Origin of the sequence: Zongyangia acetica, from assembly GCF_038739695.1 — a bacterium.
Lineage (GTDB): Bacteria > Bacillota > Clostridia > Oscillospirales > Ruminococcaceae > Zongyangia > Zongyangia gallinarum.
Map to the genome: position 1 here is coordinate 77,651 of NZ_JBBEWN010000001.1, position 24,893 is coordinate 102,543.

Genomic DNA, 24,893 nt, shown 5'->3' on the forward strand with positions numbered 1-24,893 from the left:
TTTTTTATCTGTGGTTATTATATCCCATCCCTAAATTGTGGTCAATTGAAGTCGCGGTATCCCTTGATTTTAGACACAATAAAATACTGTATCCGCCAGACACCAATGGGCACACAGAATCACTTTGGGAATACCATCTGAAAGGCGCTCTCTTTTCCTCATCAAAACAAAAGGAAGCGGCTGCAAAAACAGCCGCTTTTGATCCATTCTTTTTATCTGATTTCTCCCATAAAGAAAAGTGCCACCGTCCCAGGCCCTGAATGAGCGCCGATGATGGGGCTAATATTCCCCAGGATAAACTCATTGATGCCGAATCTTTTTTGCACCAGTTCTTTGACAAAGAGGGCGTCTTCCTCACTGTCGCCATGGGAAATAAAGACCACATCATTTTGATAATTGCCTAATTTCTTCTCCATGTTGTCAACCAAAGCGATCAAAGACTGCTTACGGCCACGAATTTTTCCTTCGGCGACCAGCTTTCCCGCGTTGTCTACATGCAAAACCGGCTTAATTCCCAACACCGTTCCCACAACTGCAGTAGTCTTGGAGATTCGTCCGCCCCGATGGAGATATTTCAAATCTTCCACCGTAAAATTGTGGCACAGGTGAAGCTTGTTCTCCTCTAGCCACGCGACCACTTCGTCTAGGCTCTTTCCCTCCTTCTGCAGCTGAAGCGCCTTATGAACCAGAAGCCCCTGGCCCATTGAGGCACAGAGGGAATCCACTACCACAATTCTGCGGTCCGGGAACTCTTCCAGAAGGTCATCTCTGGCGATACACATGTTGTTAAAAGTGCCGCTCAGTCCGGAAGAGAAACAAATATGCACCAGGTCATAACCTTCTTTCACATATTTGCGGAAGAAATCCATGGCCTGATCTGGATTAATCTGTTGGGTTTTCGCCAGAGAGCCGCTGCGCATTTTGTCATAGAAATCGTGAATACCCATTGTGGGATCATCACCACGGTACGAAATATCATCCAGCGCATAGGTAAAATAGGTAACCCCTAAATGATTTTCTTCAATATACCAGTCTGGAAGATCCGCATTGTTATCTGTTGTAATGAGATACCCTTTTGTATCTGGCATTATCCCCACCTCGTTTCATAAAACATAGTCAATATGTTAAAATTATACTATATTTTACACATAAATTCAAGCAAAATTGTCTATTTTCGAAAATGGGCTGGAATTGTAGCGAAGATAACAAAATTGATTATCCTTTTTGGTTTATTTCCATAGAATCCACAATTTCTTTAAAGACTGGCGCCGCATAATCCCCACCAGATTCCTTTTCCTCACAAAGCACTACAATAGCATATCGATGTTCACCCACATCACAAAATCCGGAAAACCAAGCGTGGATGAGTTCTTCTCCATCTTTAAACATCCCAGTCTGGGCGGATGCCGTTTTACCTCCCGCCACACAATGCTTCGGCTTTGCCTTCTTCCCACTTCCGCTGTCTATTACATTGATCATAAAATTTTGTACAACCCCTGCTGTTTTCTTGCTCATAACCGGGGTAGGCTCCAGAATGTCAATGGTCTCTACCAACTCCCCCCCCTGATCATCTGTAATGCCTTTAATGAGGCTTGGCGTCACTGCATAGCCGCCGTTGGCAATGGTGCTGATGAGCTTTGCAATCTGTATGGGCGTAGCCATCAGGGTACCCTGGCCAAATCCCAGATTCGCTAGGGTAGCGTCATTGAGTATCTCCTCTTTGGTGGTCATATGCCCAGCCGCTGATGCATAATCGGTGTAAAGGATATCCTCCTTGCCGAAACCAATGGCATCGGCCATTTTACCGATGTCATCATATCCTACCTGGAGCGCCAATTGGATAAAGTAGGGATTACAGGAAACTTCCACCGCCCGATTCATGTCAGAGTAGCCATGTCCAGACAGATCATGGCAGTGGAAAATCTGTCCCTGAATATCGATTGCCCCCTGGCATTCATAGGTGGTATCGGGAGAAATGCCCTGCTCAAGCGCTGCGGCACAAACCAGCAGCTTAAAGGTTGAACCAACATTGTAGGGGGTCATGGTTCGGTTGATAAGCGGCCCTTTTTCATTGTCGAGAGAGGCCCCCACATCCTCCGGGTCATAATCCGGAACACTGACCAATGCTTTGATCTCCCCAGTGGCTGTATCCATCACCACCACAGCGCCTTTTTCAATACCCTTTCGGGCCGCTGTCTCTGCAATGCGCTGGATATCCTTGTCTATGGTGAGAACTACTCCCTTTTGGTTGTTGCCTTCTTCAATGACCTCTAGCTGACCGCCTGTCAATGCCTGCCCTAGCGCATTCACCTGATACCGTACAGACACTCTCTTGGTGCTCTCGCTTAAAACATCGTCAAATACTCGTTCCAATCCGTCTACGCCGTGGCCTTCAGCATCCAGATAACCGATGACATGTTGACATAAGTGTTCGGATCCATAGCGGTTGGGTTGGTCAAATAAAGTAATATTCTCGTTGTTGATATCCAACGATCCTAGGTTGACCGTAAACGGCTTGTAATCCTCACTTTTTTCCACGACATAATCTCGCTTTTCCCCTCTGAGAAGGCTTGTCAGAGCGGTAATCGACTCCGGCGTCGGGATGACCGCAGCAATATGATCTACCGCCGTGTTGACTAAAGGCTCCATGTTGATGTCGTAGAACATTCCCCGGGCTGTGGTTACATCCATTCGGTAGGAGCTCTGATTGTCAGCCGCCATGGCCAGCGTATCCTGCACTGAAAGAGAAAACACACGAAAGAAAATGAGACTGAAGATCAGCACCATGACAGAGAGAATTCCCACTACTCTTTTCCACATGAAAGATCCTCCTTTGAAAATAACCTAACATTTATTTTGCCCTTTCCTGTGGAAAATATTTTTATTCAAAAAAGTGCAAAAAAATAGCGGCCATCGCCGCTATTTTAGGGATATCTGATGCATCACTGGGTTACATACTGTTTGGCGGTAAAAGAATCCACCTCCAGTTTTAGCATCAAAACAGCATCAATATGTTTTTCTTCCAAAGGCAGGTGCTCTCCATGAAATTTTTTCATCAGGTTGAAAAGCATCTTCCGCTTTTCTTCCCTCTTTTCAATCAGCTGCACCCTTCCTTCCCCCATAATACTGGCATAGGTCATGCTATAATCGCAGCCTCGAGGGCCTGTAATCAAATGATATGACCGGTCAATCGAAAAAGCCACCATGGGGTTCTTTCTTAGGATCTCGACCTTTCTTCCACTAGCCGCGCTGTGAAAATATAAAGACAGCTTTCCATCTTCCAGGGTATAGCCAAAATTAAGAGGAACTACATAGGCTTTTCCATCCTCCACAAGGCCCAGATGGCATACCTCGCATTCTTCTAAGATTTCACGGATCCGTGTAAGATCCGTCACTTCCCGCTCTTTTCTTCTCATCAATCTACTCCCTCTGCAAATAAATCCGCCGCCTTCTTTGCAATCCGTTCCCCGAAGATCTCCGCCTGGGATAATCCGGTTTCCATACGATCCTTTACAATGACGGCGCCCAGATGCAGATAGGGCTGGCCCAGGGCAGAGCCGCCAGAATAAACCATCATTCCTTTGACCAGCATATGACCCACTATATTCATAATTGCTGTATCGGCACCGCCCTGGACATAGTCGGCTGTAGCATAGGCGGCTCCCAGCTTTCCTTCCAGCTTGTATTTTGAGGATTCATCAAACCATTTTTTGATCTGCCAACAGGTGTTGGCCAAATAGGTTGGTGTTCCAAATACTACCGCCCTGCTTTCCTTCAAAAAATCTTCATCGATTTCATCCAATGGAAAGGCTTTTGCTTCCATTCCCTCGATTTTCTCAGCTCCCCGCTGGATTGCCAAGGCAGTGTCACGGGTTCTCCCTGTTTTGCTATAATAGAGTATAGATAGTTTCATAGTTGCTCCTCCTCTTAAAAACGGATGGAACCTTCCGGTTCCATCCGTTTTTCCTATCTCTTGACAGTACCAATATCCTTACGATAATGGGCAGCGTCAAAGTGGATGTGCCCTACCGCGTCGTAGGCCTTGGCAAGCGCCTGTTTCAGGTCATCCCCTACCGCAGTAACACCCAGCACCCGACCGCCGGCTGTGACGATTTTTCCGTCCTTTAGCGCCGTGCCGGCGTGGTAAACCGTAATAACCTTCATGGCTGCCACATCTTCCAAACCAGAGATCTCTTTACCGGTCTCATACTTTTTGGGGTAGCCTCCAGAAGCCATGATGACGCAAGCGGAGGCTTTGTCTTCCCACTGGACATCGATTTCGCTGAGACGTTCCTCGTAAATGGCGTCAAAAATTTCGTACAGGTCCGTTTTCAGCAAGGGGAGAACGACCTGGGTTTCTGGATCTCCAAACCGGCAGTTATATTCAATGACATAGGGGCCCTTGGGGGTCAGCATAAGGCCGAAGTAGAGGCATCCCTTGAATGGCCGCCCCTCCTTGTTCATTGCCGCCATGGTGGGAAGGAAGATCTCCTCCATACACCGCTTGGCCATTTCAGGGGTGTAGTAAGGATTGGGAGCAATGGTCCCCATTCCTCCCGTATTCGGGCCGGTATCCCCGTCCCCAATACGCTTGTGATCCATAGAAGAAACCATCGGCACCATTGTCTTAGAATCGGTAAATGCCAAAACCGACACCTCTGGTCCGGTAAGATATTCCTCAACTACCACCTGATTGCCCGATTCCCCGAAGATTTTGTCCTCCATAATGGAATGGACGCCATCCATAGCCTGGGTCAGATCTTCGGCAATAATCACGCCCTTGCCCAGAGCCAGTCCATCGGCCTTGATGACAACGGGAAACTCGTTTCTCTCCTTGATATAATCAATGGCGCTTTTGGCGTCGTAAAACACCTCATAAGCCGCCGTAGGAATATGATACTTCTTCATCAGGTTTTTAGAAAATACCTTGCTGCCCTCAATGAGAGCCGCTTCACCCCTAGGGCCAAAGGTCTTAATTCCCTCCTGATTGAGGGCGTCTACCATGCCAAGCACCAATGGATCATCGGGAGCCACTACCACCATGTCCATGTGGTTGGCCTTGGCAAATTTTACAACTCCGTCAATATCGGTGGCCTTTACCGGCACCGGGGTGGCAATCTGATTGATCCCTGCATTGGAGGGACAACAGTATAGCTCCGTTACCTTGGGAGACTGTTTCAGTTTCAGCGCAATGGCATGCTCACGACCGCCTGAGCCCACGATTAGAACTTTCATCGCAACCTCCATTTCTGCGGCAGTGGAAAATGCCTGCTGGCCTGCTTCCTCTGCCACTTTTGCCGCCTTTCTGGAAGAGCGGCCCATTAAAATTTATTCTCCAGGAAAATTTTAGTGTTTAAAATGGCGCATTCCTGTAAAGACCATGGCGATTCCCGCCTTGTTGCAGGCGTCAATGCTCTCCTGGTCGCGGATGGAACCACCCGGCTGAATAATAGCGGTAATACCGGCCTTTTCAGCAGCTTCCACACAGTCAGAGAAGGGGAAGAAGGCGTCAGACGCCATCACAGAACCCTTGACCTTGTCCCCGCCGTATTTAATGGCCAGTTCCAAAGCAGTAATCCGGTTGGTCTGCCCCGGTCCTACACCGACAGTCTGATCTCCTTTGGCCAAGACAATGGCGTTGGACTTGGTATGTTTGACAACTCTCCACCCGAAGAGCAGATCTTTCATCTCTTCTTCTGTGGGAGCGCGGTCGGTAACCACCTTCAAGTTCTCAGGAATATACAGCTGGGTATCGATTTCCTGAACCAAAAGACCGCCAGCGACCTTCTTCATGTCCATCATGTCGGGAGTATTGGGTTTTGCAAGCCCCTCAAGCTCCAAAAGCCGGATATTCTTTTTCTTGGTCAGGATTTCCAGGGCTTCTTTGGAGAAGGAGGGAGCAATGATGATCTCCAGGAAAATCTTCGCCAGTTCTGTAGCGGTGGCCTCGTCTACCTCCCGGTTGAGGGCGACAATACCGCCGAAAATGGAAACCGGATCTGCCTCATAGGCCTTTTGATAAGCCTCCAGAATGGTGCTGCCCAAGCCAACACCGCAGGGATTTGCATGCTTGACCCCTACTGCACAGGGCACATCATAGCCAAACTCCTTGATGACATCCAGAGCACCGTTAGCGTCGTTAATATTGTTATAAGAAAGCTCTTTTCCATGGAGCTGTTTGGCAGAGGAAAGCACATTGTCGCGGTTGCCAATCTCTTTGTAGAAAGCAGCCTTCTGATGAGGATTCTCGCCATAGCGCATCTGCTGTACCTTCTCAAAGGTCATGGTCAGGGTATCGGGAAGGTTATCCTTGCCCAGCTGGCCACGCAGATAATTGCAGATCATGGCGTCATAGGAGGCAGTGTGCTCAAACACCTTATATGCCAACTCAAACTTGGTCTCTTTGGAGATGCCTCCAGCTTTAAGGCCATCGATTACCGTCTTGTAATCCGCCGGATCTACCACAACGGCCACATCTTGCCAATTCTTTGCGGCTGCACGGATCATGGTGGGGCCGCCGATGTCGATGTTTTCAATGGCCTCTTCCAGCTGTACGCCCGGTTTCAGGATTGTCTGCTTGAAGGGATAGAGATTAATGGCGACTACGTCAATGAGGGTAACCCCTAATTCTTCTACCTGGCGCATATGCTCTGGATTGGAGCGCATGGCCAAAATGCCAGCATGCACCATAGGATGCAGAGTTTTTACACGGCCATCCAGGCACTCGGGAAAACCGGTGATGTCGGATACACCTGTCACCTGAACCCCATTCTCCCGCAGCACTTTTGCTGTGCCGCCGGTGGAAACCACTTCATAGCCCAGAGCTTCCAGCTCCTTGGCAAATTCTACAATTCCAGTCTTATCAGAAACACTGAGAATCGCTCTCTTCTTCATTGCAAACATCCTTTCTCCTTATTTTTTCCCTGTTCAAACTGCTGGCAAAGCATTTGCACTGCCTTGGGGAGCAGTTCCCATTCCGCTTCTTCCATTACCCGGCGTTGCAAGGTTTCCGGTGTATCTCCATCCTTGACCTCTACCGCCTTCTGTAGAATGATCTTTCCCCCATCGGTGACCTCATTGACAAAGTGGACGGTTGCTCCCGTCACCTTGACTCCATAATCCAGCGCCGCCTGATGTACCCGCAAGCCATAGTAGCCATCCCCACAAAAAGAGGGAATCAGGGCGGGATGAACATTGATAATTCTATCCCGATAGGCGTCAGTCACTTCTTTCGATAGGATCGACAAAAATCCGGCCAACACCACAAGATCAATTTCATGGGCGTCCAGGATCTCGATTGCCTTTCTTCCGTAGTCCACAGGGTCAGGATATTCTTTTCTTGAAACTACTGCGGTCTCAATCCCGTGGTTTCGCGCCCGCTCCAACGCGTAAGCCTTCGGGCTGCTAGAGAGAACCAACGCCACTCTTCCATCTCGGATGATGCCAGAATCCTGCGCATCCAAGATAGCCTGTAAATTGGTTCCGCCCCCCGAGACCAATACGGCGATTTTCTGCATCCGCTGTCTCTTCCTTCCCATTCTATTGGAGAAGATGGCCGCTTCCCAAGAATAGTCAAGCGGCCAAAATTCCTCTATTTGATTTCAATTCCCTCGCCTGCTTTGACCTGGCCAATAATATAAGCCGTCTCTCCGCAGGAAGTAAGGATTTCTACTGCTTTGTCAGCCTGATCTTTCGGTACGATGACACACATGCCTACACCCATATTAAAGGTGTTATACATGTCGCGCATCGGAATCTGCCCCACCGTCTGGATCATCTTGAAGATGGGAAGGATGCGCAGGCTGGCACTGTCAATTGACGCCATCATTCCCGGCTTTAGGCAACGGGGAATATTCTCGTAGAACCCACCGCCGGTAATATGGGCGATAGCGCGGACAGATACAGATTCCATCAGCTTGAGCACAGGCTTAACATAGATTTTGGTGGGAGTCAGCAACGCCTCTCCCAAGGTCATGCCCAGCTCGTCGCTGTACATGGTAAGATCATTTTTCTCTACGTTGAATACTTTGCGCACCAAAGAAAAGCCGTTGGAGTGCACACCACTGGAGGCTAGGGCGACGATGACATCCCCCTCTTCCATCGTGTTTTGATCCAAAATCTTTTCTTTGTCTACAACACCTACCGCAAATCCTGCTAGGTCGTATTCATCTTCGGGATAGAAGCCCGGCATCTCCGCCGTTTCTCCGCCGATCAGGGCGCATCCTGCCTGAACGCAGCCCTCTGCCACGCCAGAGACAATCTGTGCCACCCGTTCTGGCACATTTTTGCCCACAGCCACATAGTCAAGGAAAATCTGTGGCTTAGCACCAGAACATACAATGTCGTTGACGCACATGGCCACGCAATCAATTCCTACAGTATCATGTTTATCCAGCAAAAATGCGATTTTCAGCTTGGTGCCAACACCATCAGTTCCCGCTACCAACACCGGGTGTTTTGTCTCGGAAAGATCCAGCTCGAAAAGTCCACCAAAGCCTCCCAAGCCCGAAAGTACGCCAGAGGTCATGGTTTTGGCTACATGTTCCTTCATCAGTTCTACTGCTTTGTATCCGGCTGTTACGTCAACACCGGCCGCCTTATAGCTGTCGCTGTAGCTATTCATTATCGACCAACTCCCCTGTTTGCCTTTTTATTTTTTCTTTTCACTCAGCTTTGTCTCAAATTTATCCTTGGGCATTTCCGAAGGAACCTCGATGGGATAGTTTCCGGTAAAGCATCCCACACAGAATTCACTGTCGGGGATTCCGGCAATCTTCTGGACGTCTTCCACCGTCAGGAATCCTAAACTGTCAACTCCAATATGTTTGGCCATCTGTTCTTCATCCATCTTACATGCCAAGAGCTTGTCACGGCTGTCCACGTCCACACCAAAATAACAGGGATGACGGAACGGCGGGGAAGATACCCGCATATGCACTTCCGTAGCGCCCGCTTCTTTCAGCAGATCGACAATCCGCGCGCTGGTAGTACCGCGGACGATGGAATCATCCACCAACACTACCCGTTTTCCCCGGACGGTGGCCTCCAAAGCATTCAGTTTAATCCGCACTGCGTTCTCCCGCTGCGTCTGGGTGGGTTGGATAAAGGTTCTGCCCACATAACGGTTCTTGATAAATCCTACGCCATAGGGGATACCGGACTGCTTGGCAAATCCCAAGGCGGCATCCAAGCCCGAATCAGGCACACCGATAACAACATCCGCCTGCACTGGATGACGCAGGGCAAGGTAAGATCCAGCCCGCTGCCGCGCTTCATGAACACTGCTTCCCTCGATGACAGAATCAGGACGGGCAATATAAACATATTCAAATACGCACATATTGCACTTATGGCCACAGTGGGTCTTGATGCTGCGCTCTCCGTCCTTATCCACCACCACGATTTCACCCGGTTCAATATCCCGGATAAATTTGGCGCCCAGGCTATCCAACGCACAGCTTTCAGAAGCGAATATGGTAGAATTATCCAGTTTGCCGATACAAAGCGGACGGAACCCATTGGGATCGCGGGCTGCGATCAACTTGGTCGGGGACATAATGACCAGACTGTAAGCGCCTTTGATGCGCTTCATCGCCCGCTCCACGGCTTCTTCGATGGATCCGCAGGTCAACCGCTCTTTTGTAATCATATAGGCGATGACTTCACTATCATTGGTGCTATGGAAAATAGCGCCTCCCAGCTCCAATTCCTCCCGCAGCTGTCTGGCGTTGACCAAGCTGCCATTATGGGCCAGTACCATAGGACCTTTGATGTGGCGAATGTAAAGTGGCTGCGCGTTGCTGCGGCTCGCTGTTCCCATGGTGGAATACCGGACATGTCCCACGGCCATTTGTCCCTGTCCCAGCTTGGCAAGAACATCTTTGTTAAAGACGTCAGGCACCAGACCCACGTCTTTGTGGGCAGTGATGACGCCGTCATCATTGACAGCAATTCCACAGCTTTCCTGGCCACGGTGCTGCAAAGCATACAGGGCGATATACGTCAACGACGCAACATCGTGACCATCTCTATCATAGATGCCAAATACACCGCATTCTTCATTGAGTTTATTAAGCACAGAGGTTCCTCCCATGTTCTAGTTTCTCAGATTATTCACCCAACAGGCGTTTCATAATCTCCTGATAAGCTCCTTCCACATTGCCCAAATCTCTGCGGAAACGGTCTTTATCCAGCTTCTCACCGGTAACGCTATCCCAGAAACGGCAGGTATCAGGAGAAATTTCATCGGCCAGTACAATGGTGCCGTCATTGGTCTTGCCGAATTCCAGCTTGAAGTCAATCAGCTCAATGTTGAGATCTTTCAGATAATCAGAAAGGATCTCATTGATCTTAAAGGAGTAATCAGCGATAAGCTTCAGCTCCTCCGGAGTGGCCAGTTCCATGGCGAACACGTGATAATCATTGATCATCGGGTCGCCCAGCTCATCATCCTTGTAGCTATACTCCAGAACAGTCTTGGCCAACTTTTTCCCCTCCGGGATTCCCAGCCGCTTGGAAAGGGAACCGGCAGCAATATTACGAACAATGACCTCCAAGGGGATGATTTTCACCCTTTTGACAACGGTTTCCCGGTCAGAAATCTCCTCCACAAAATGGGTGGGAATCCCCTTGGTTTCCAGCATCTTCATCAGATGATTGGTTACCCGGTTGTTGATAATCCCCTTGTCGTGGATAGTTCCTTTTTTCTGGCCGTTAAACGCAGTTGCATCGTCCTTGTAATCTACAATTACCAGATTGGGATCGTCGGTGGCGAATACCTTTTTTGCCTTACCCTCATAAAGCTGTTCCATTTTTTTCATCTTGATATCCTCCCGTTCAATTATTAACCGTTGTTTTGTGGTTCTCAATCATAGCTCACCAAGCTGTGCCTGGAGTTTTTTATCCTTCTCGATCACCTTTTCCACCATATCTTTTTTCATAGCAGAAAGCTGATCCGCAATCTTTTCGTCCTCAATGCCTAACATCTGCAGAGCCAAAATAGCAGCATTTTCCGCGCCGTCAATAGCCACAGTAGCTACTGGGATACCAGAAGGCATCTGCACTGTAGCCAAAAGAGCGTCCAATCCATCCAGGGTAGAGGACTTGACCGGTATCCCGATAACCGGCAATGTTGTATGCGCCGCCAATACTCCAGCCAGATGGGCTGCTTTGCCAGCCGCCGCGATGATAACACCAAAGCCATTATCCCGCGCCTTCGCTGCAAAGGAACAGGCCAACTCCGGCGTGCGGTGGGCGCTCATTACATGGACCTCCACTTCTACACCAAAGCTTTTCAGCTTTGTTACGCAACCTTTTAAAACCGGGAAATCGCTGTCACTTCCCATAATAAGTGCAACTTTTTTTGCCATCACACAATCTCCTTACTTCATTGATTTTCACGTAAAAAGGCTACGTGCAGAGGTTGCACGTAGCCCTTATGATTACAGTTTTCCGCTCATTGGCACACGGGGTCCCGAGGGAATCAGGTGCATTTCCGCCATTTGATACATCCTGCCCACACCACTCGCAAATATTCTATTGAAAATTGCTGTTAGTACCATCACAATACCCCGCTCATATTCAATATACTTCTAATCATAAACGATGACAGCCGGAAAAGCAATTGTCAAAAATGAATGGGAATTCTTCCCCGATAGCAGAAGCAATCGGTCAATTTTTACATATTCTTTACTTTTCAGTCCAAATGCCTTTATCTTTGCATGCTTTCTATTTTATTCCTGCAAAATTAATTCACTATCGATCGATAAATGAACTACCTCCACGATTTGTGTCTTTCTCATGATTTCGTAATATGATAGACGTCTCTGCCTTTCTTCATCTACCACTAGCTGAGTACCTCTTTCTGGCCATAGTGTTTATAACAGCTCACTCCCGTTTTGATTTTCTTGCTCGCTTTATGTCATACTGTTTTCTATACAAAAGAAGCCCCAGGTCGGAACCTAGGGCTTCTTTTAACGGTTGAGTAGATAAATACCAAAATTGAGATATCCGGCGAATATCAGCCACGCCAAATATGGGATGAGCAGATATCCGGCTGCCGGTCTGATTTTATAGAAGGAGACCAGAACGATCACGGTCACCATGATAAGCAACAGCAGGACGACAAAAGCCGCCAGAGGCTGCTTAAGGCCAAAAAATACAGGCGTCCAGGAAAAGTTGAGGAGAAGATTCACCCCATACCATAGCAGAGCATTCCGTTTTGCTTCCCCTGATGCGTTGCTGCCTACCACCAAGGTGGCCGCAAGAGCCATGAGAAGATACAAAATGCTCCATACCACCGGGAAGACCCAGTTAGGCGGGGACAGGGGCGGCTGGATAAACTCGCCATAGGCCGCTGCCGGATCGGTCAGCATACCAATAGCCGTACCTCCTCCCAAGGTGATCAAAACCAGTAATAAAAAAATCCCCCACCGAAAATGTTTTGCCATCATCGCGATTCCTTTCTTTCTATCTGTTGACTTTCTATATTGTTACCGAATACAAAAAAGATATGCTTTCTCTCTCCACTCTATACCAGAAGATACAGCATAGATCTGCCAGTTTTTAAAGGAAAGTTTCAGCGCTTTGGCAAATTGTCTTTTTCTCCGCTACTTGCTATAATGAATATAACCTTATGACGAATTTGAAGTTTCAAACGACAAACAAAAATTAGGAAAAACATGATTGACTTGGCAATTGGGAAAGGCAGGCAGAAATGAAGATTTCAAAACAGTCGCACAGCAAAGACATCCTCATTTTATCCCTGCCCGCCTGGATCCCTCCTGTGCTCTTCGCTCTGTATTATCCCCTCTTTTCCTATTTAATTGAGCCGGGCTTTGGCCCTGCACCAGCTGATTCTGTGATTCCCGGTGTCAGCGCCAACGATATCACCTACCTATTTTTTGCAGGCGCTCTCGTCCTTTGCCTGCTTGCCATTGTCATTCTTAAGGGAAAACTGGCCAATCTGTGGCAAAAATTCCTTTATGTCTTTTTCGCCATCGCTTTAGACGGCGCACTGTGCTGGTTCTTCCTCCAAATGCTTCTCCGTTAGCAAAGGAGCTTTTATGAAAAAAAAGATCATTCCCTCTTTTCTTTTCCTGGCCGGGATACTTTGTCTTCTTTTTTCTCTGATTCCCATCTGTTTTTATCATATTTTTAATCTCGGTGCGCTCCTGCTGTTGGCGGCAGGGCTTTTTTTCATCTTCATCGGTATCTTCTGGCATTCCTTGTGGAATTGGTATCGTCATACGTCAAAACTTTGGGCCAAACGGCTTTTTTCTATAGGCTGTGGTGTTTGCTTGGCTGGTATCCTCTGCTTGGCCGGATTTTTCACCGTTATGGCCAAAGCCGCCTACTTCACCCCTCCTCAGGAGGGAGACAACACCGTTATCGTTCTTGGATGCCTGATCCAAGGCGATTCTCCCTCCCAAATGTTGGCTGGACGGCTGGATAAGGCAGTCGCTTACCTGCAGGCCCATCCTCAGGCCCGTTGTATTGTAGCCGGAGGCCAGGGGGAAAATGAGGACTACACCGAGGCCTATGTTATGGCAGAATATCTTGTCTCCCATGGAATTTCACCGGACCGCATTCTAAAAGAAGAAGCTTCCACCGACACCGAGGAAAATCTCCTTTTCAGCGCCCAGCTGATCCGATCCGAAGGTCTCAGCGAAGATGTCGTCATTGTCACCGACGATTTTCACATGTTCCGGGCTATGGAGCGGGCCAGACAAAATGGTTTGACTCCCACTGCTCTTCCTTCTCAGCCTCCATGGGCGCTAACCCCCTGCTACTGGCTGCGGGAAGTTTTTGGAATTGTGGAAATGTATCTGTTTTAAACCGCCTTAACCTCAAACAAGGAGGGACGGGGCCCCGTCCCTCCTTGTTTGAGGAAATCATATTACATAAAGGGAGATGGCAAGGAAATGGAAGGCACTGCCCAATAGGACAAAAATATGGAAAATCTCGTGGAACCCTAGATGCTGCAATATGTTTGGCTTTTTTAGCGCATAGATGATCCCGCCTGCCGTGTAAAAGATTCCACCGATCACCAGCAGCGCGATAGCACCAGGTTCCATGGACCGAAGGGCGTCCAGGTCATAGACCAAAAACCATCCCATTGCCAGATAAAACAGGGTGGACAACCAGCGCGGCATAGAAAACCACAAAAGCATCAGCGTCACTCCCGCCAGCCCGATGATCCAGATGAGCGCTGTCATCCACAGGGCTTTTTCCCCCTGGAGATAGTTGAGGAGGATTGGCGTATAGGTGCCGGCGATGAGGACGTAAATCATGGCATGATCCAATTTCCGAAGCCGGAGGGTACGGGCCGGAGTAGTTTTCACAAAATGATAGAGGCTGCTGCATGCGTACAGCGCTACCAAAGAGGTGCCAAATATCATGACCGATACCGTCTTTTTTTCACCTGCTCCCCCGCTGAGCAGCTGGATGGCCAGAATCAGCGTTCCCGCCAAGGATATCACAGCGCCCCAGAAGTGGGTCATGCTGCTAATGGGATCCCGTGCGTTTAAATTCCAATACGACATAATAAAGACACCTCCATTTCAATATATAGTTTTTAAAACTATATTTATAACTATATAATACTATATTATCCGATAAAATCAAGTGTTTTTTATTGAAATTCACACCATATTCATATATAATAAAAATCAAGGTATCAAGTGGAGGAGAAGGAACATGGAGATTACCAGCCAAACCGTCAAGGAGATCCTGGCAAAGTCTATTGAAACCACAGACGTCCAACCCGATGATATTCCCAATCTAGATTTATATATGGACCAGGTCATCACCGTCTTTGAGGAAAAGCTCAGTGGAAACAAACGGCGGGAGGAAGATAAGCTGCTGACCAAAACCATGATCAATAACTACAGCAAGGCAGGTATCCTTCAGCCAATCAAGGGCAAAAAATACAGCAAAGAGCATATTTTGCAGATGCTTTTCATCTATAATCTGAAGCAGACCCTTTCCATCGCTGATATCCAACGTCTCACCCAGGGTGTGGGGGAAGAATTGCGTCAGCAGGGATTATCCGAAAAGGAGACGCTGCCCAAACTCTACGAGCGGTTTCTCGCGTCCAAGAAGGAACAACGTGTTCAACTGATCCAGGCCTTTGACGCCACCGTAGAAAAAAACGCGGTGGAAAACCGGTGTGACCTCTATGAAATTGTCCTTTCCCTGTGCAGTATGTCCAACCTTCTGCGCATTGCGGCCGAGAGGATCATCGACGTCTATTTTGAGGATGACCAGGGAAAGAAAAATAAAGACAAGTAGCCTCTCGCCCCGCGGCAATTGTATCTTGCCACGGGGCGTTTTTTCTATACGGCAATGGCTCAAAAAAGCCGGGTAGAAGCTACGATCATCAGCAAGATACCGCTCAGAGGAGAAAGGTCAGGCGTCGTTTTTCCACGCAATCTCTTTCCCAGATGAAAGCCCGCCAACACAACAATGAACTGGATCACAGCGTAGATGGCGATGGTCAGAAAAATGGGGATATCGCTCAGCCCGCTGCCCAACCCGCTGGCCAGGGAATCCACCGACAGCGCCGCCGCCAGATAGAGGGATTCCCGGACGTTTAGATCCTTGGAATCATCGGAATCGGCCTTTGTCTCATCCAGGAAGACATCCAATACAAACCGGATACCCTGCATTTCAAAGCTCACCTGCTTGGCGCCCCGACGGCGGCGCAGATAGTTTTTGAATAATCCTTCAAAGAGGGTGACAAGCCCTACAAGAAACAGCATCCCAAAGCTAATGCCGGAGCAGACGGCGGGAGGGACTGCCTGTCGGATAATCCCGCCGGCCAATAGAGAAAGTCCCAAGCAGGCTGTCCCCACCCCGCTGATGACAGCGGCAGGCGCCAGGGCAATGTGGATATTGTTGGCGCCATAGGCCAAGCTCGCAATCAACGCGTCAATGGAAAGCGCCAGAACCAGAAAAAGCATGGGAACCAAGGAAAACACACCCTTTCCGCAGCGGCGGCCGGCAAAATTGCCGCTGTATCATTTTATTCCTCGATCGCATTTGTGTGCTTGTTCTCCGAAGGATCTAGGCCGTCTTATCAGATCTTGTCAAAAATTCTCAGAGGGGGTTTCTTCTTTAGGAAAGAAGATGTATAATAGAAGACGGTTTTTGTCCGCCTGGCAATCATGCCAAAAGCTTGGGCAAAACGGAAGGAGATTTCTTCATGTACGGCAAACGTAAGCAGTCGCCCCTTGTTCTCATCCTTTTGTCCTTAGGACTGATCCTATTGGCAGGTATAATTGTGGTGGTCATGCTCTGGCTCAACCAATCGGATGAACCCAGTTTGGCAAATCAATCCAGTTCATCTGCTTCCATACAAACTACCCCTCCCATCACTGATGAGAGCTCCTCTTCCGCGACGGAATCTCTGTCACAGTCCCAATCACAACCTCAGCCGGTCTATGCCTTTGGCCAGCCGATTCCAGAAACGCCTCAGGTGGACGACAGCTATTTTGACGACGCCATGTTTGTAGGGGATTCTATTACCACCGGCATTGAACTTTATGGCGTGATGCCCAATGCCACTGTGGTGGCCTCCACCGGTATCAATCCCAATACCATCATGACCACCCCCGACATCGAGCTGGCCGACGGTTCTTCCGTTACCATTTTGCAGGCTATGAGCGCTTATCATCCCAAAAAGATCTATATTATGCTGGGTTCTAATGGCGTCGAATTTATCGGCAAAGAGACGATGATGGAGCTTTATGGCGAGTTTATCGATGCGGTTAAAGCGCAGCATCCGGACAGCATCATCTACCTGCAGTCCATCTTGCCGGTCACCCAGGCAAAGGAAGCTGCAAGCCCAGAACTGAGCAACGATAAAATTGATGAATACAACGCAGCCATTATGGAGCTGGCCGGTGAAAAAGAAGCCTACTATCTGAATGTGGCAGAAAGCTTCAAAGATGAAACCGGCGCCCTTCCGGACGAGGCAAGCCCCAACGACGGCATGCATTTCGGCGTATCTCATTATGAAATTTGGATGGATTATCTTAAATGTCACGCGGTGGAAATTTCTTCTCAGGACAGCAACTCATAAAAAGATACAAAAAGGCCCTGGCGTGGATGATCCACGTCAGGGCCTTTTTCTTCATCATCTCAGAAAGCCTGCAACCACCTTGTCAGCGATGTATATATCCCCTATTTTTTCTTTTTGTCCTTGAGGTTCATCAGCGCATCCCGCAGATTCTGTAAAGCCTCTGAATGCAGGGGGGATTTCATGGTGGGGAACGCTTTCAAAATACGGCGCTGCCCCAGTCTTTTCGACAGGGCTGTCTGCCGGATTTTGTCCCGATACCCCTCCAGTCTTTTGCGGATTTCGTCGCTGAGCGCCTGTTTTTGAGAGAGCCACTCGTCAATTCTTTCCCGCGCCAGCAGGTTTTGCTCCCATCCAAGGTCGCTGAGCTTCTCCCTCATTTCGTCCAATGTCTCATGGATCTTCTCCAGCTTCTTATTCATCAGCAGCATGGTGCGCACGGTGGTAATCGTATCGGCAAGGAAAAGGACAAACAGGATGCTGCTGGCGATAATTAGCCAGATATCGCTCAGCGCTCCCACAATCCGCAGGGTCAACGGATGGATAAAATCCATCACCAGCAGGGACATAAGGCCAAAAAGGCTGGAATTCAACAGGCAAACTCTGCCGTGGATATTCCACTTCCTCTGAGAGTAATCCCACAGCTTGGTGTGAAACAGTTTCTCCAGCAAAAAGGAGGTGGCATACTCCAACGCGCTGGTGAGCACAGCGCCGCATACAAAAATCGCCACTGGGTTTTCTGCCACCGGTGTTAAAAGATGAACCACCAGCAAAGCTCCAACTCCATAGATAGGACAGACCGGCCCTGCCAAAAAGCCGCGGTTAATAAACTTTTTAGCCGGAATCGAGCAGTAAACCACCTCACAGCTCCATCCGAGAAAACTGTAGAGAATAAACACTAGAAAATACCGCATTGCTATGAGCATAAATATCCTCCTTCCCCAAGCATAGAGACATCTTACAACGATTTCCCGCCATCGTCAACCTTCTCCATACAGCCGTTCCATTGACAGCGTCCAAAAATTGAGCTACATTGTAGAGGAATCATTTTATCATAAATTGTAAAGGAGTCTTTCTCATGGCAACCCTGACTAGAAACGAGGCCTTCCAGCTTCTCAAGGAATACACCAAAACTGAACATCTCATCACCCATGCTCTCAGTGTAGAGGGAGTCATGCGTCATTTTGCCACATTGGAAAACGGAGATGTGGAAACGTGGGGCATCGTGGGGCTCCTCCATGATTTGGACTACGACCAATACCCAGAGCAGCATTGTATCAAAGTCCAGGAAATTTTGCGGGAGCGCGGTGTAGACGAGGAAATCATCCGCGCGGTTGCCAGCCATGGATACGGCATGTGCTGCGACATCAAACCGGAATCCCAGATGGAAAAAGTCCTCTACACAGTGGATGAGCTCACCGGACTTATCACCGCCTGCGCCCTTATGCGGCCCTCCCGTTCCGTGCTGGATATGGAGGTCAAATCCGTAAAAAAGAAGATGAAAACCAAGGGATTTGCCGCCGGCGTCAATCGTGAGGTTATCCTCCAGGGCGCAGAAATGCTGGGCTGGGAGCTGGACTATGTCATTGAACACACCATCCTCGGCATGCGCGAGGTAGCCGATGCCATCGGGCTGAAAGGCAACCTATAGTCCCATCCCTGCGCTGTATACACTGTGGAAAGGAAATCTCCTCTATGAAGCATCTTCTCGTGGCCATCAACGCAAAATATATCCACACCTGTTTGGCGGTCCGCTATCTCAAAGGTTATGTAAAACAGTGTTCCTCCCTTGATGTTGATTTTCTGGAATTTACCATCAATCAGCAAAGCTCTTATCTGCTGGAGGAAATCTATCGCCAAGCACCGGATACTCTGGCATTTTCCTGCTACATCTGGAATATCGGCGTTGTCACCTCGCTGTTGCCCGATCTTCGGAAGGTGCTTCCCCAAACCAAAATCATCCTGGGCGGCCCGGAAGTCTCCTTTGGGTCCAGCACCTTGCTCTCTACCCTGCCCGATGCCGACTACATTCTGGCGGGCGAAGGCGAAATCGGGTATCTGGCCCTATTGGAAGCGCTGGAATCTGGAACCCAGTTGAATGATGTTCCCAATCTCATTTGGCGATCTTGCCAGGGCATCCGGCAAAACGCCGCCGCTCCCTTTCTTTCTATGGATGAACTGCCCTTTCCCTACGAAAACTTAGAACAGCTTTCCCATCAAATTCTCTACTATGAAGGATGCCGGGGCTGTCCTTTTGACTGCCAGTACTGTCTCTCTGGGGAGGACAAGGCTCTGCGGACAAAATCCTTTGAAAAAATACGGGCCGAGCTAGACCTATTTCTCTCCCAGCAGGTGCCTCAGGTCAAATTTGTAGACCGTACCTTTAACTGCCGTCCTTCCTACTACCGCCCTATCTGGCGCTATCTGATAGAGCGGGACAACGGGGTGACCAACTTTCATTTTGAGCTTTCCGCCGATTTGCTCCAGGACGAGGATATCACCCTGCTGAGGAAAGCCCGTCCCGGCCTATTCCAGTTTGAAATTGGCGTTCAATCCACCTTTGCGCCCACGTTGCGGGCCATCCACCGCAGCCACCGGGTAGAAAAGATTTTTCACCGGGTCCGGCAGGTGGCGGAGCTTGGGAATATCCATCAGCATCTGGACCTCATCGCCGGGCTGCCTCTGGAGAATTTTTCTACCTTTGGGAAATCCTTTGACGAGGTTTTTGCCCTGCACCCCCAGCAGCTGCAGCTGGGCTTTCTCAAACTGCTGCGCGGCAGCGGGCTGGATCAGCGCCGGGAGGAATTGGGGCTCATTTGCTCCTCCCAGCCCCCTTATGAGGTGCTCTCTACTCCAGACCTCTCCTTTTCCGATCTGATTCGCCTCAAAGGTGTGGAGGACATGGTGGAGCGCTATTACAATTCCGGCCGGTTTCAGCTAAGTCTTTCTCATGCCCTTTCCTATTTCCCTTCCCCCTTTTGTTTCTTTGAGTCTCTCAGCACTTATTGGGCAGGTCAAGGGTATGACAGTATTTCTCATTCCAAAGAATCCCTCTATGACATCCTCAATGGCTTCGTCCGTGACTGCTTGGGTCCGGATGACGATCTCCCCTGGCTGATGAAATTCGACCTCTATTCCCATGAGAACGCCAAAAAGCTGCCCCAATGCGGACAGGAGTCTCTCTTCTCCCGCTACCGAGACCGGATTTCATCCTTTTACCGGGATCCTGTCCAAATCCGGCGCTATCTTCCCTCCTACGAGGGACTGGACCCCCGGCAGATCGCCCGGATCACCCATCTGGAGGTATTTCCCTTTGATCCGCTGCATCCAGAAATCCGGCAGGACACCGCCTACCTTTTTGATTATCGATGTAAAACCAGGCTCCAGGACAGTACAGCGACTCCTATTTCTTTATAAACCCAATATAATAAAAAGGGTACGACCGTTAGCCAACGCCAGATAAGGAAGTTTTTATGTAGGGGTACGGTGTAACTCAGTAAAATGGGTTGCACCGTATTCTTTTGTTATGCTACAAAGCGGAAGTCCTGCGGGTTTTCCCGTATTTCCTTCATCATAGCAAGGATTTCCTGTTCGGTAGGAATATCGATCATTCCCGCCGCCGTAAAATAAATATCCACCTTTACAAAACAGTGGCCACTTGACTTGTCATTGTTGTGTACTTCGATCCGCTCAATCAATGCGTTTACAAGCGTTGGGGTAAGCTCCGTAATATCCGTCAGTTCACGCAGGGTACGGAGCAGCAGCCTTAAATCTGTAACCTTCTGCTTCGCTTCCTGTAATGCCTTTTGACTGTCGGCAACCTCCTGTATTAAGGCTTTCTGCTCTTTTTCGTAGCTTTGGAGCATTTTGGAAAAGCGCTCATCGGAGAGTATGCCGCTTGCGTTCTGCTCGAACACCTTTTCAATCAGCCTGTCGATTTCGGCAATTCTCCTTGTACCCTGTTCCACTGTCTGTTGGAGTTTTTTGTGTTCTTTCTGCCGCATAGCGTTGGTTTTCTTCGCCAGCATATACAGAAATACCGTTTCGTGGCACTTCACGAAATCCGCTAAACCGCTGATGGCTTCAAACACAATCTTTTCAAGCACAACATCTCGGATATAGTGGATTTTGCAAGCTCCTCTGCCGTCCTTGTAGTTGGAACATCTCCAAAATTCCTGATTGCGTTTCAGGCTCTTAGCAGCACAGAAATGCAGCTTTGCGCCGCAGTCGGGGCAGTACACCAATCCCGAAAACAGGCTTGTTCTGCCCGTAGCTGTCGGTCTGCGGCGGTGTTTGCGGAGTTCTTGCACCCTTAACCATTGCTCCTCTGAGATAATCGGTTCCTGCATATCCGGAATGATCTGATGTTCCTCCGCTGGCTTGTAGACGGTTTTATGCACCTTGTAGCTGACGGTGGTGGTCTTGAAATTCACCGCACAGCCCGTGTACTGCCTGTTTTCAAGAATACCGACAACGGTTTTCTGATCCCAACAGTACGGATTAGCCGGTACTTTTTGTGCGTGTGATCTGCCGACACTTTCGTAATAAGCAGAGGGAACAAGAATTTTCTCTTTTTCCAACTGTCTTGCAATCTGAGATGGGCCACGCCCTGCAAGGCAGAAAGCATAGATTTTGCGTACCACTTCGGCGGCTGGCTCATCAATCAGCCATTTCTCTTTATCATTCGGGTCTTTCCTGTACCCAAACGGAACAGAAGAAGATACCCGTTTGCCGTTATCCGCTTTGGACTGCCATACCGCACGGATTTTCTTAGAGGTCTGCGCCGCATACCACTCGTTGAAAATATTGTGAAAGGGCATCATTTCCACGCCGTCTCCGGTCAGGGTATCTACTCGCTCCTGTATGGCGATAAAGCGAATGCCCAGCGACGGATACACTACCTGCGTCAGCCTGCCCATTTCCACCTGCTCACGCCCGAAGCGGGAGAGGTCTTTCACGATGATTGTGCCGATTTTTCCGTTCTCTGCCATACGCTCCATACGCATAAAATTTGGTCTTTGGAAGGTTGTACCCGATACGCCGTCGTCCACGAAAAACATGGTGTTGGTGTATCCCTCTTTTCGGGCGTAGTCCTGCAAAATCTGTTTTTGGTTGGTGATGGAGTTCGACTCCTCGTCCTTGTTGTCATCATCCACGGATAAGCGGCAGTAAAGCGCCGTGATTTTTTCATCTGCCTGCCCGTTTAATTTCGTTGCTGTTGTCATCATTCGTTTTCTCCTTTCCGACAACAGGGCATAGCAAAGGCATATTGATCCTACTATACCCTGTTGCCTTTTTCTACTGTGTGACTGTTAAATCAGCTTTTCGGACAGGATCAGTTCCTTGAATTGTTCCATAACGCATTGTCTGCCTTTCGGATTAAAGTGCGTAGAGATTTCATAGATTGTCCCACCGATCTTCAGCTTGAAATTATCCTCCCCAAAACGGCGCATCCTGCTGTAATCAAGAGTGCGTTCCTTGCTGCGGGGCAGCATATAATCCACAAGACAAACCGGCTCGTTTCCGTCTATCGGCTCAGGCGGCAGAGCATATATGACTTCGTTATTCGAATAAATATCTATTTTCTTCATATCTCCACCTTACCTTTCGTCCCGGCTTCTACGGCTTCGTTCCAATTTTCTGTTGTAGTCGTACAGCAGTTTTAAAATGGTATCGGTCATTTGTTTCTGCGTGTAATTCTTCGGGAAAAATGCCTTTAAATCCTGCACCTTAAAGCTGATACGCTCGGTCTGATTTGCTTTTTCCTCGGACATAATCTCATAGATACTTTCCAAAGAAAGCGTACCCTGCTGCGCCGCTTTCTTCATACGGATACTCTGTGCGTGAGAAGGGGTGCAATCGTTCAGGCGCATAGCGTCCAGCAGGATTTTCTGCTGTTCTTCGGACAGATAGGAAAGCTCAACGGCGGGGCTGAGCGCAATCCCGCCCTCGTCTACCTTTTGGAGCAGTTCGGGAATGAGGTGGGTTAAGCGGATATATCGGAATACTTTATTTCGGCTTTCGCCTTGTTCCTTGCCGATTTCGGCGGCGGTATCCGACTTTGTCGCAACTTGCGATAAAGTTAAGTCCGTGCGTTTGCCCTGTGCTTTCATTGCCTCCATTTTCATTTTGTAAGCAAAAGCTTTTTCGCTTGGGAGTATCCGTTCACGGTGGAGATTGCTGTCTACCACCGCAATCATCGCTTCGTTTCGGTCAAGGGGATAGATCAAAACAGGCACTTCGGAAAGTCCTGCTTTTATAGCGGCGTGTAGTCTGCGGTGTCCGCTAACCACTTCATATTCGTCCGTATTTTCAATCGGGCGGACGATCAGCGGACAAAGTATGCCTTGTTCTTTGATACTTTCGGTCAGCACCTCCATATCCTCATCGTCCAGCACCTGAAAGGGATGTCCCTCAAAGGTGCGGAGCTTATCCACCCCGATATTCGCCGCCTTTTTCTTCGGCGGGTTGATTGTATTTATCATCGTTCATACCTTCTTTCTTTGTGCTTCATTGTTACGGCAATTTCCATCTGCCGCTCGGTTTCGAGCAGTTTTTCAAATCTCGGTATCTTTTCGAGAATTGCCCGTGCGATGGACAGTTCTTTTCGCAAAGGCTTGATTTTTGCGGTAATATCCCTCGCTTCGGTGTTCAGCGATTCGCTTTTCTTATGGCGGTTTCGGTTATATATTGACTGCCTTTCCTTTTCCAAAGCGGAGATTTGCGCCCGTGTTTCGCTGATAAAAAAGGCAAGCTCCTGCGGAGAATCAATCTGCTTCTCGCACAGGAATCTGTATTCTTCAAGGGTTTTATCCAGTTTGGCAACCTCCCGCCGCATTTCGGGCGAAAGCAGGCGGGGAGCGGCAGGAGCAATATTGTTGCCTGTGATCAGCTTGCATAATTCGATAATCAGTTCAAACAATACCTGTATGCCGTCCATCTTTTTCATTTTGCGGTACTCGATTTCAAGCAGAAGCAGCGGTGTATATTTCGGCTTATGGAACGGAACATAGCCGACATATCGTTGATTATCCAAGAGTCGTTCACGGATAGCGGCAGGCATATATTCCTTGCCCAAGCGGTCTAAGCGGACTGCCCTCTGCCAGCTCGGCGCTTTGACAGAATAGTGGGCAAAGTGTTCGTCACGCCGTATCTCGTAGCCCATATCTTTGAGGCGTATCTCAAAGGCTTTGAAGTTGGTGGACTGGGCAAGAGCGGTGTCAATATCCGCCTTTAACAGTTCACGGTGCGACACACCGCCGCTCTGCTTCAGCCGGTATTCCTTTTTCTTCCCGCCATAAAATTCAGCTTCTTTTAAAATGCTTTTGCCGTATTCCAGACATACGGCGTCGGAGATTTCACGGAGCCTGTGGTGATCGGAGATATGGTTTTCAAACTTCCTGCCGGTCTTAAAGGATACGGAGTTTACCACAAAATGGTTATGGAGATTATCGGTATTGAGATGGGTGGTAACAACAATTTCATATTCCTTGCCCCACATACGCCTTGCGGTTTCCAAGCCGATTTTGTGTGCTTCTTCGGGAGTTACTTCTCCCGTCTGAAAGCTCTGATACCCGTGATACGCCACATTGCCCCCTGTTTTACCGAAGCGCTTTTTTGTTGCTGTCATACGCTCATAGGCTCTTTTAGCGTTGCAGTTGATACCGCTGACATGCATACGCTCATCGGTCTTTCTATCATTGGAAACATACTGCAAGGCGGCGTAGAGATCGCTGTCCACATACCTTTTGTCGATGGTTTTATCGGGGTTTTCCGCATAGTCGATCACTTCCTTCAGCCTGCTTTTCACAGG

General features: G+C 48.8%; 25 protein-coding genes. 6 read left to right on the plus strand and 19 right to left on the minus strand.

The genetic code is table 11. The features are described 5' to 3' along the window. Positions 1-212: 212 nt before the first annotated feature. The 12 genes from WGC32_RS00380 to WGC32_RS00435 all read right to left on the minus strand — a co-directional run bounded on the left by WGC32_RS00380 (position 213) and on the right by WGC32_RS00435 (position 12,449). Positions 213-1,088, minus strand: coding sequence for a DegV family protein (locus tag WGC32_RS00380; RefSeq protein ID WP_342680294.1), 876 nt, complete (start codon positions 1,086-1,088; stop codon positions 213-215). Between the two features lie 127 nt (positions 1,089-1,215). Beyond that, the gene (locus WGC32_RS00385) at positions 1,216-2,820 is read right to left on the minus strand and encodes a peptidoglycan D,D-transpeptidase FtsI family protein (RefSeq protein ID WP_342680295.1); all 1,605 of its coding nucleotides are present in this window, start codon (positions 2,818-2,820) and stop codon (positions 1,216-1,218) included. Between the two features lie 122 nt (positions 2,821-2,942). Further along, on the minus strand, positions 2,943-3,416 hold the full coding sequence (locus tag WGC32_RS00390) for a pyridoxamine 5'-phosphate oxidase family protein (protein WP_191481757.1): 474 nt from the start codon (positions 3,414-3,416) through the stop codon (positions 2,943-2,945). Next, positions 3,416-3,913, minus strand: coding sequence for a flavodoxin family protein (locus WGC32_RS00395; protein ID WP_342680296.1), 498 nt, complete (start codon positions 3,911-3,913; stop codon positions 3,416-3,418). The genes WGC32_RS00390 and WGC32_RS00395 overlap by 1 nt, the downstream gene beginning before the upstream one ends. 53 nt (positions 3,914-3,966) lie before the next feature. Then, positions 3,967-5,235 (minus strand): phosphoribosylamine--glycine ligase, encoded by a 1,269-nt coding sequence (gene purD / locus WGC32_RS00400; protein ID WP_342680487.1) that lies wholly within the window; start codon positions 5,233-5,235, stop codon positions 3,967-3,969. A 111-nt stretch (positions 5,236-5,346) separates the two neighbouring features. After that, on the minus strand, positions 5,347-6,894 hold the full coding sequence (gene purH, locus WGC32_RS00405) for a bifunctional phosphoribosylaminoimidazolecarboxamide formyltransferase/IMP cyclohydrolase (RefSeq protein WP_342680297.1): 1,548 nt from the start codon (positions 6,892-6,894) through the stop codon (positions 5,347-5,349). Continuing rightward, positions 6,891-7,517 (minus strand): phosphoribosylglycinamide formyltransferase, encoded by a 627-nt coding sequence (gene purN, locus WGC32_RS00410; RefSeq protein ID WP_342680298.1) that lies wholly within the window; start codon positions 7,515-7,517, stop codon positions 6,891-6,893. Before purN ends, purH begins: the two co-directional genes overlap by 4 nt. A gap of 74 nt (positions 7,518-7,591) precedes the next feature. After that, a complete protein-coding gene (gene purM / locus WGC32_RS00415; protein ID WP_191481753.1) occupies positions 7,592-8,623 on the minus strand; it encodes a phosphoribosylformylglycinamidine cyclo-ligase in 1,032 nt (343 codons plus the stop codon). Positions 8,624-8,650: 27 nt separating this feature from the next. Further along, on the minus strand, positions 8,651-10,093 hold the full coding sequence (gene purF / locus WGC32_RS00420; RefSeq protein WP_462933604.1) for an amidophosphoribosyltransferase: 1,443 nt from the start codon (positions 10,091-10,093) through the stop codon (positions 8,651-8,653). Between the two features lie 16 nt (positions 10,094-10,109). After that, complete coding sequence (gene purC / locus WGC32_RS00425; RefSeq protein WP_191481751.1) at positions 10,110-10,820, minus strand: phosphoribosylaminoimidazolesuccinocarboxamide synthase; 711 nt, start codon at positions 10,818-10,820, stop codon at positions 10,110-10,112. A 48-nt stretch (positions 10,821-10,868) separates the two neighbouring features. Continuing rightward, positions 10,869-11,369, minus strand: coding sequence for a 5-(carboxyamino)imidazole ribonucleotide mutase (gene purE, locus WGC32_RS00430; RefSeq protein ID WP_191481750.1), 501 nt, complete (start codon positions 11,367-11,369; stop codon positions 10,869-10,871). Between the two features lie 603 nt (positions 11,370-11,972). Further along, positions 11,973-12,449 carry a TspO/MBR family protein gene (locus tag WGC32_RS00435; RefSeq protein ID WP_342680300.1) on the minus strand — a complete coding sequence of 159 codons (477 nt, stop codon included), beginning with the start codon at positions 12,447-12,449 and terminating at the stop codon, positions 11,973-11,975. A gap of 266 nt (positions 12,450-12,715) precedes the next feature. Here WGC32_RS00435 and WGC32_RS00440 point away from each other — a divergent pair, with 266 nt between their 5' ends. Next, the gene (locus WGC32_RS00440) at positions 12,716-13,051 is read left to right on the plus strand and encodes a hypothetical protein (RefSeq protein WP_342680301.1); all 336 of its coding nucleotides are present in this window, start codon (positions 12,716-12,718) and stop codon (positions 13,049-13,051) included. A 13-nt stretch (positions 13,052-13,064) separates the two neighbouring features. After that, positions 13,065-13,835 (plus strand): YdcF family protein, encoded by a 771-nt coding sequence (locus WGC32_RS00445; protein ID WP_342680302.1) that lies wholly within the window; start codon positions 13,065-13,067, stop codon positions 13,833-13,835. Between the two features lie 57 nt (positions 13,836-13,892). Here the strand turns inward: WGC32_RS00445 and trhA are convergent, their stop codons facing one another. Beyond that, positions 13,893-14,543, minus strand: coding sequence for a PAQR family membrane homeostasis protein TrhA (gene trhA, locus WGC32_RS00450; RefSeq protein WP_342680303.1), 651 nt, complete (start codon positions 14,541-14,543; stop codon positions 13,893-13,895). A gap of 154 nt (positions 14,544-14,697) precedes the next feature. On the opposite strand from trhA, the gene WGC32_RS00455 reads away from it, so the two are divergent. Next, on the plus strand, positions 14,698-15,291 hold the full coding sequence (locus tag WGC32_RS00455) for a DUF1836 domain-containing protein (protein ID WP_342680304.1): 594 nt from the start codon (positions 14,698-14,700) through the stop codon (positions 15,289-15,291). 59 nt (positions 15,292-15,350) lie between these two features. Here the strand turns inward: WGC32_RS00455 and WGC32_RS00460 are convergent, their stop codons facing one another. After that, the gene (locus WGC32_RS00460) at positions 15,351-15,962 is read right to left on the minus strand and encodes a manganese efflux pump (RefSeq protein ID WP_342680488.1); all 612 of its coding nucleotides are present in this window, start codon (positions 15,960-15,962) and stop codon (positions 15,351-15,353) included. A gap of 242 nt (positions 15,963-16,204) precedes the next feature. On the opposite strand from WGC32_RS00460, the gene WGC32_RS00465 reads away from it, so the two are divergent. Continuing rightward, on the plus strand, positions 16,205-17,083 hold the full coding sequence (locus tag WGC32_RS00465) for a GDSL-type esterase/lipase family protein (RefSeq protein WP_342680305.1): 879 nt from the start codon (positions 16,205-16,207) through the stop codon (positions 17,081-17,083). Between the two features lie 101 nt (positions 17,084-17,184). Here WGC32_RS00465 and WGC32_RS00470 read toward each other — a convergent pair whose 3' ends face one another. Beyond that, positions 17,185-18,006 (minus strand): putative ABC transporter permease, encoded by an 822-nt coding sequence (locus WGC32_RS00470; RefSeq protein WP_342680306.1) that lies wholly within the window; start codon positions 18,004-18,006, stop codon positions 17,185-17,187. Positions 18,007-18,158: 152 nt separating this feature from the next. Here WGC32_RS00470 and WGC32_RS00475 point away from each other — a divergent pair, with 152 nt between their 5' ends. Both WGC32_RS00475 and WGC32_RS00480 read left to right on the plus strand, forming a co-directional pair. Next, positions 18,159-18,731 carry an HDIG domain-containing metalloprotein gene (locus WGC32_RS00475; RefSeq protein ID WP_191510524.1) on the plus strand — a complete coding sequence of 191 codons (573 nt, stop codon included), beginning with the start codon at positions 18,159-18,161 and terminating at the stop codon, positions 18,729-18,731. 44 nt (positions 18,732-18,775) lie between these two features. Beyond that, the gene (locus WGC32_RS00480) at positions 18,776-20,497 is read left to right on the plus strand and encodes a B12-binding domain-containing radical SAM protein (protein WP_342680307.1); all 1,722 of its coding nucleotides are present in this window, start codon (positions 18,776-18,778) and stop codon (positions 20,495-20,497) included. A 107-nt stretch (positions 20,498-20,604) separates the two neighbouring features. Here the strand turns inward: WGC32_RS00480 and WGC32_RS00485 are convergent, their stop codons facing one another. The 4 genes from WGC32_RS00485 to WGC32_RS00500 form a co-directional block, all read right to left on the minus strand. Continuing rightward, positions 20,605-22,308, minus strand: a complete 1,704-nt coding sequence (locus tag WGC32_RS00485) for a recombinase family protein (protein WP_342680308.1) — start codon at positions 22,306-22,308, stop codon at positions 20,605-20,607. A gap of 84 nt (positions 22,309-22,392) precedes the next feature. After that, positions 22,393-22,671, minus strand: a complete 279-nt coding sequence (locus WGC32_RS00490) for a hypothetical protein (RefSeq protein WP_177940580.1) — start codon at positions 22,669-22,671, stop codon at positions 22,393-22,395. Between the two features lie 9 nt (positions 22,672-22,680). After that, entirely contained in the window at positions 22,681-23,565 is an 885-nt protein-coding gene (locus tag WGC32_RS00495) for a ParB/RepB/Spo0J family partition protein (protein ID WP_177940579.1), read from the minus strand. Continuing rightward, positions 23,562-24,890: a relaxase/mobilization nuclease domain-containing protein gene (locus tag WGC32_RS00500; protein ID WP_342680309.1), complete on the minus strand. Its 1,329-nt coding sequence runs from the start codon at positions 24,888-24,890 to the stop codon at positions 23,562-23,564. Before WGC32_RS00500 ends, WGC32_RS00495 begins: the two co-directional genes overlap by 4 nt. Positions 24,891-24,893 lie beyond the last annotated feature (3 nt).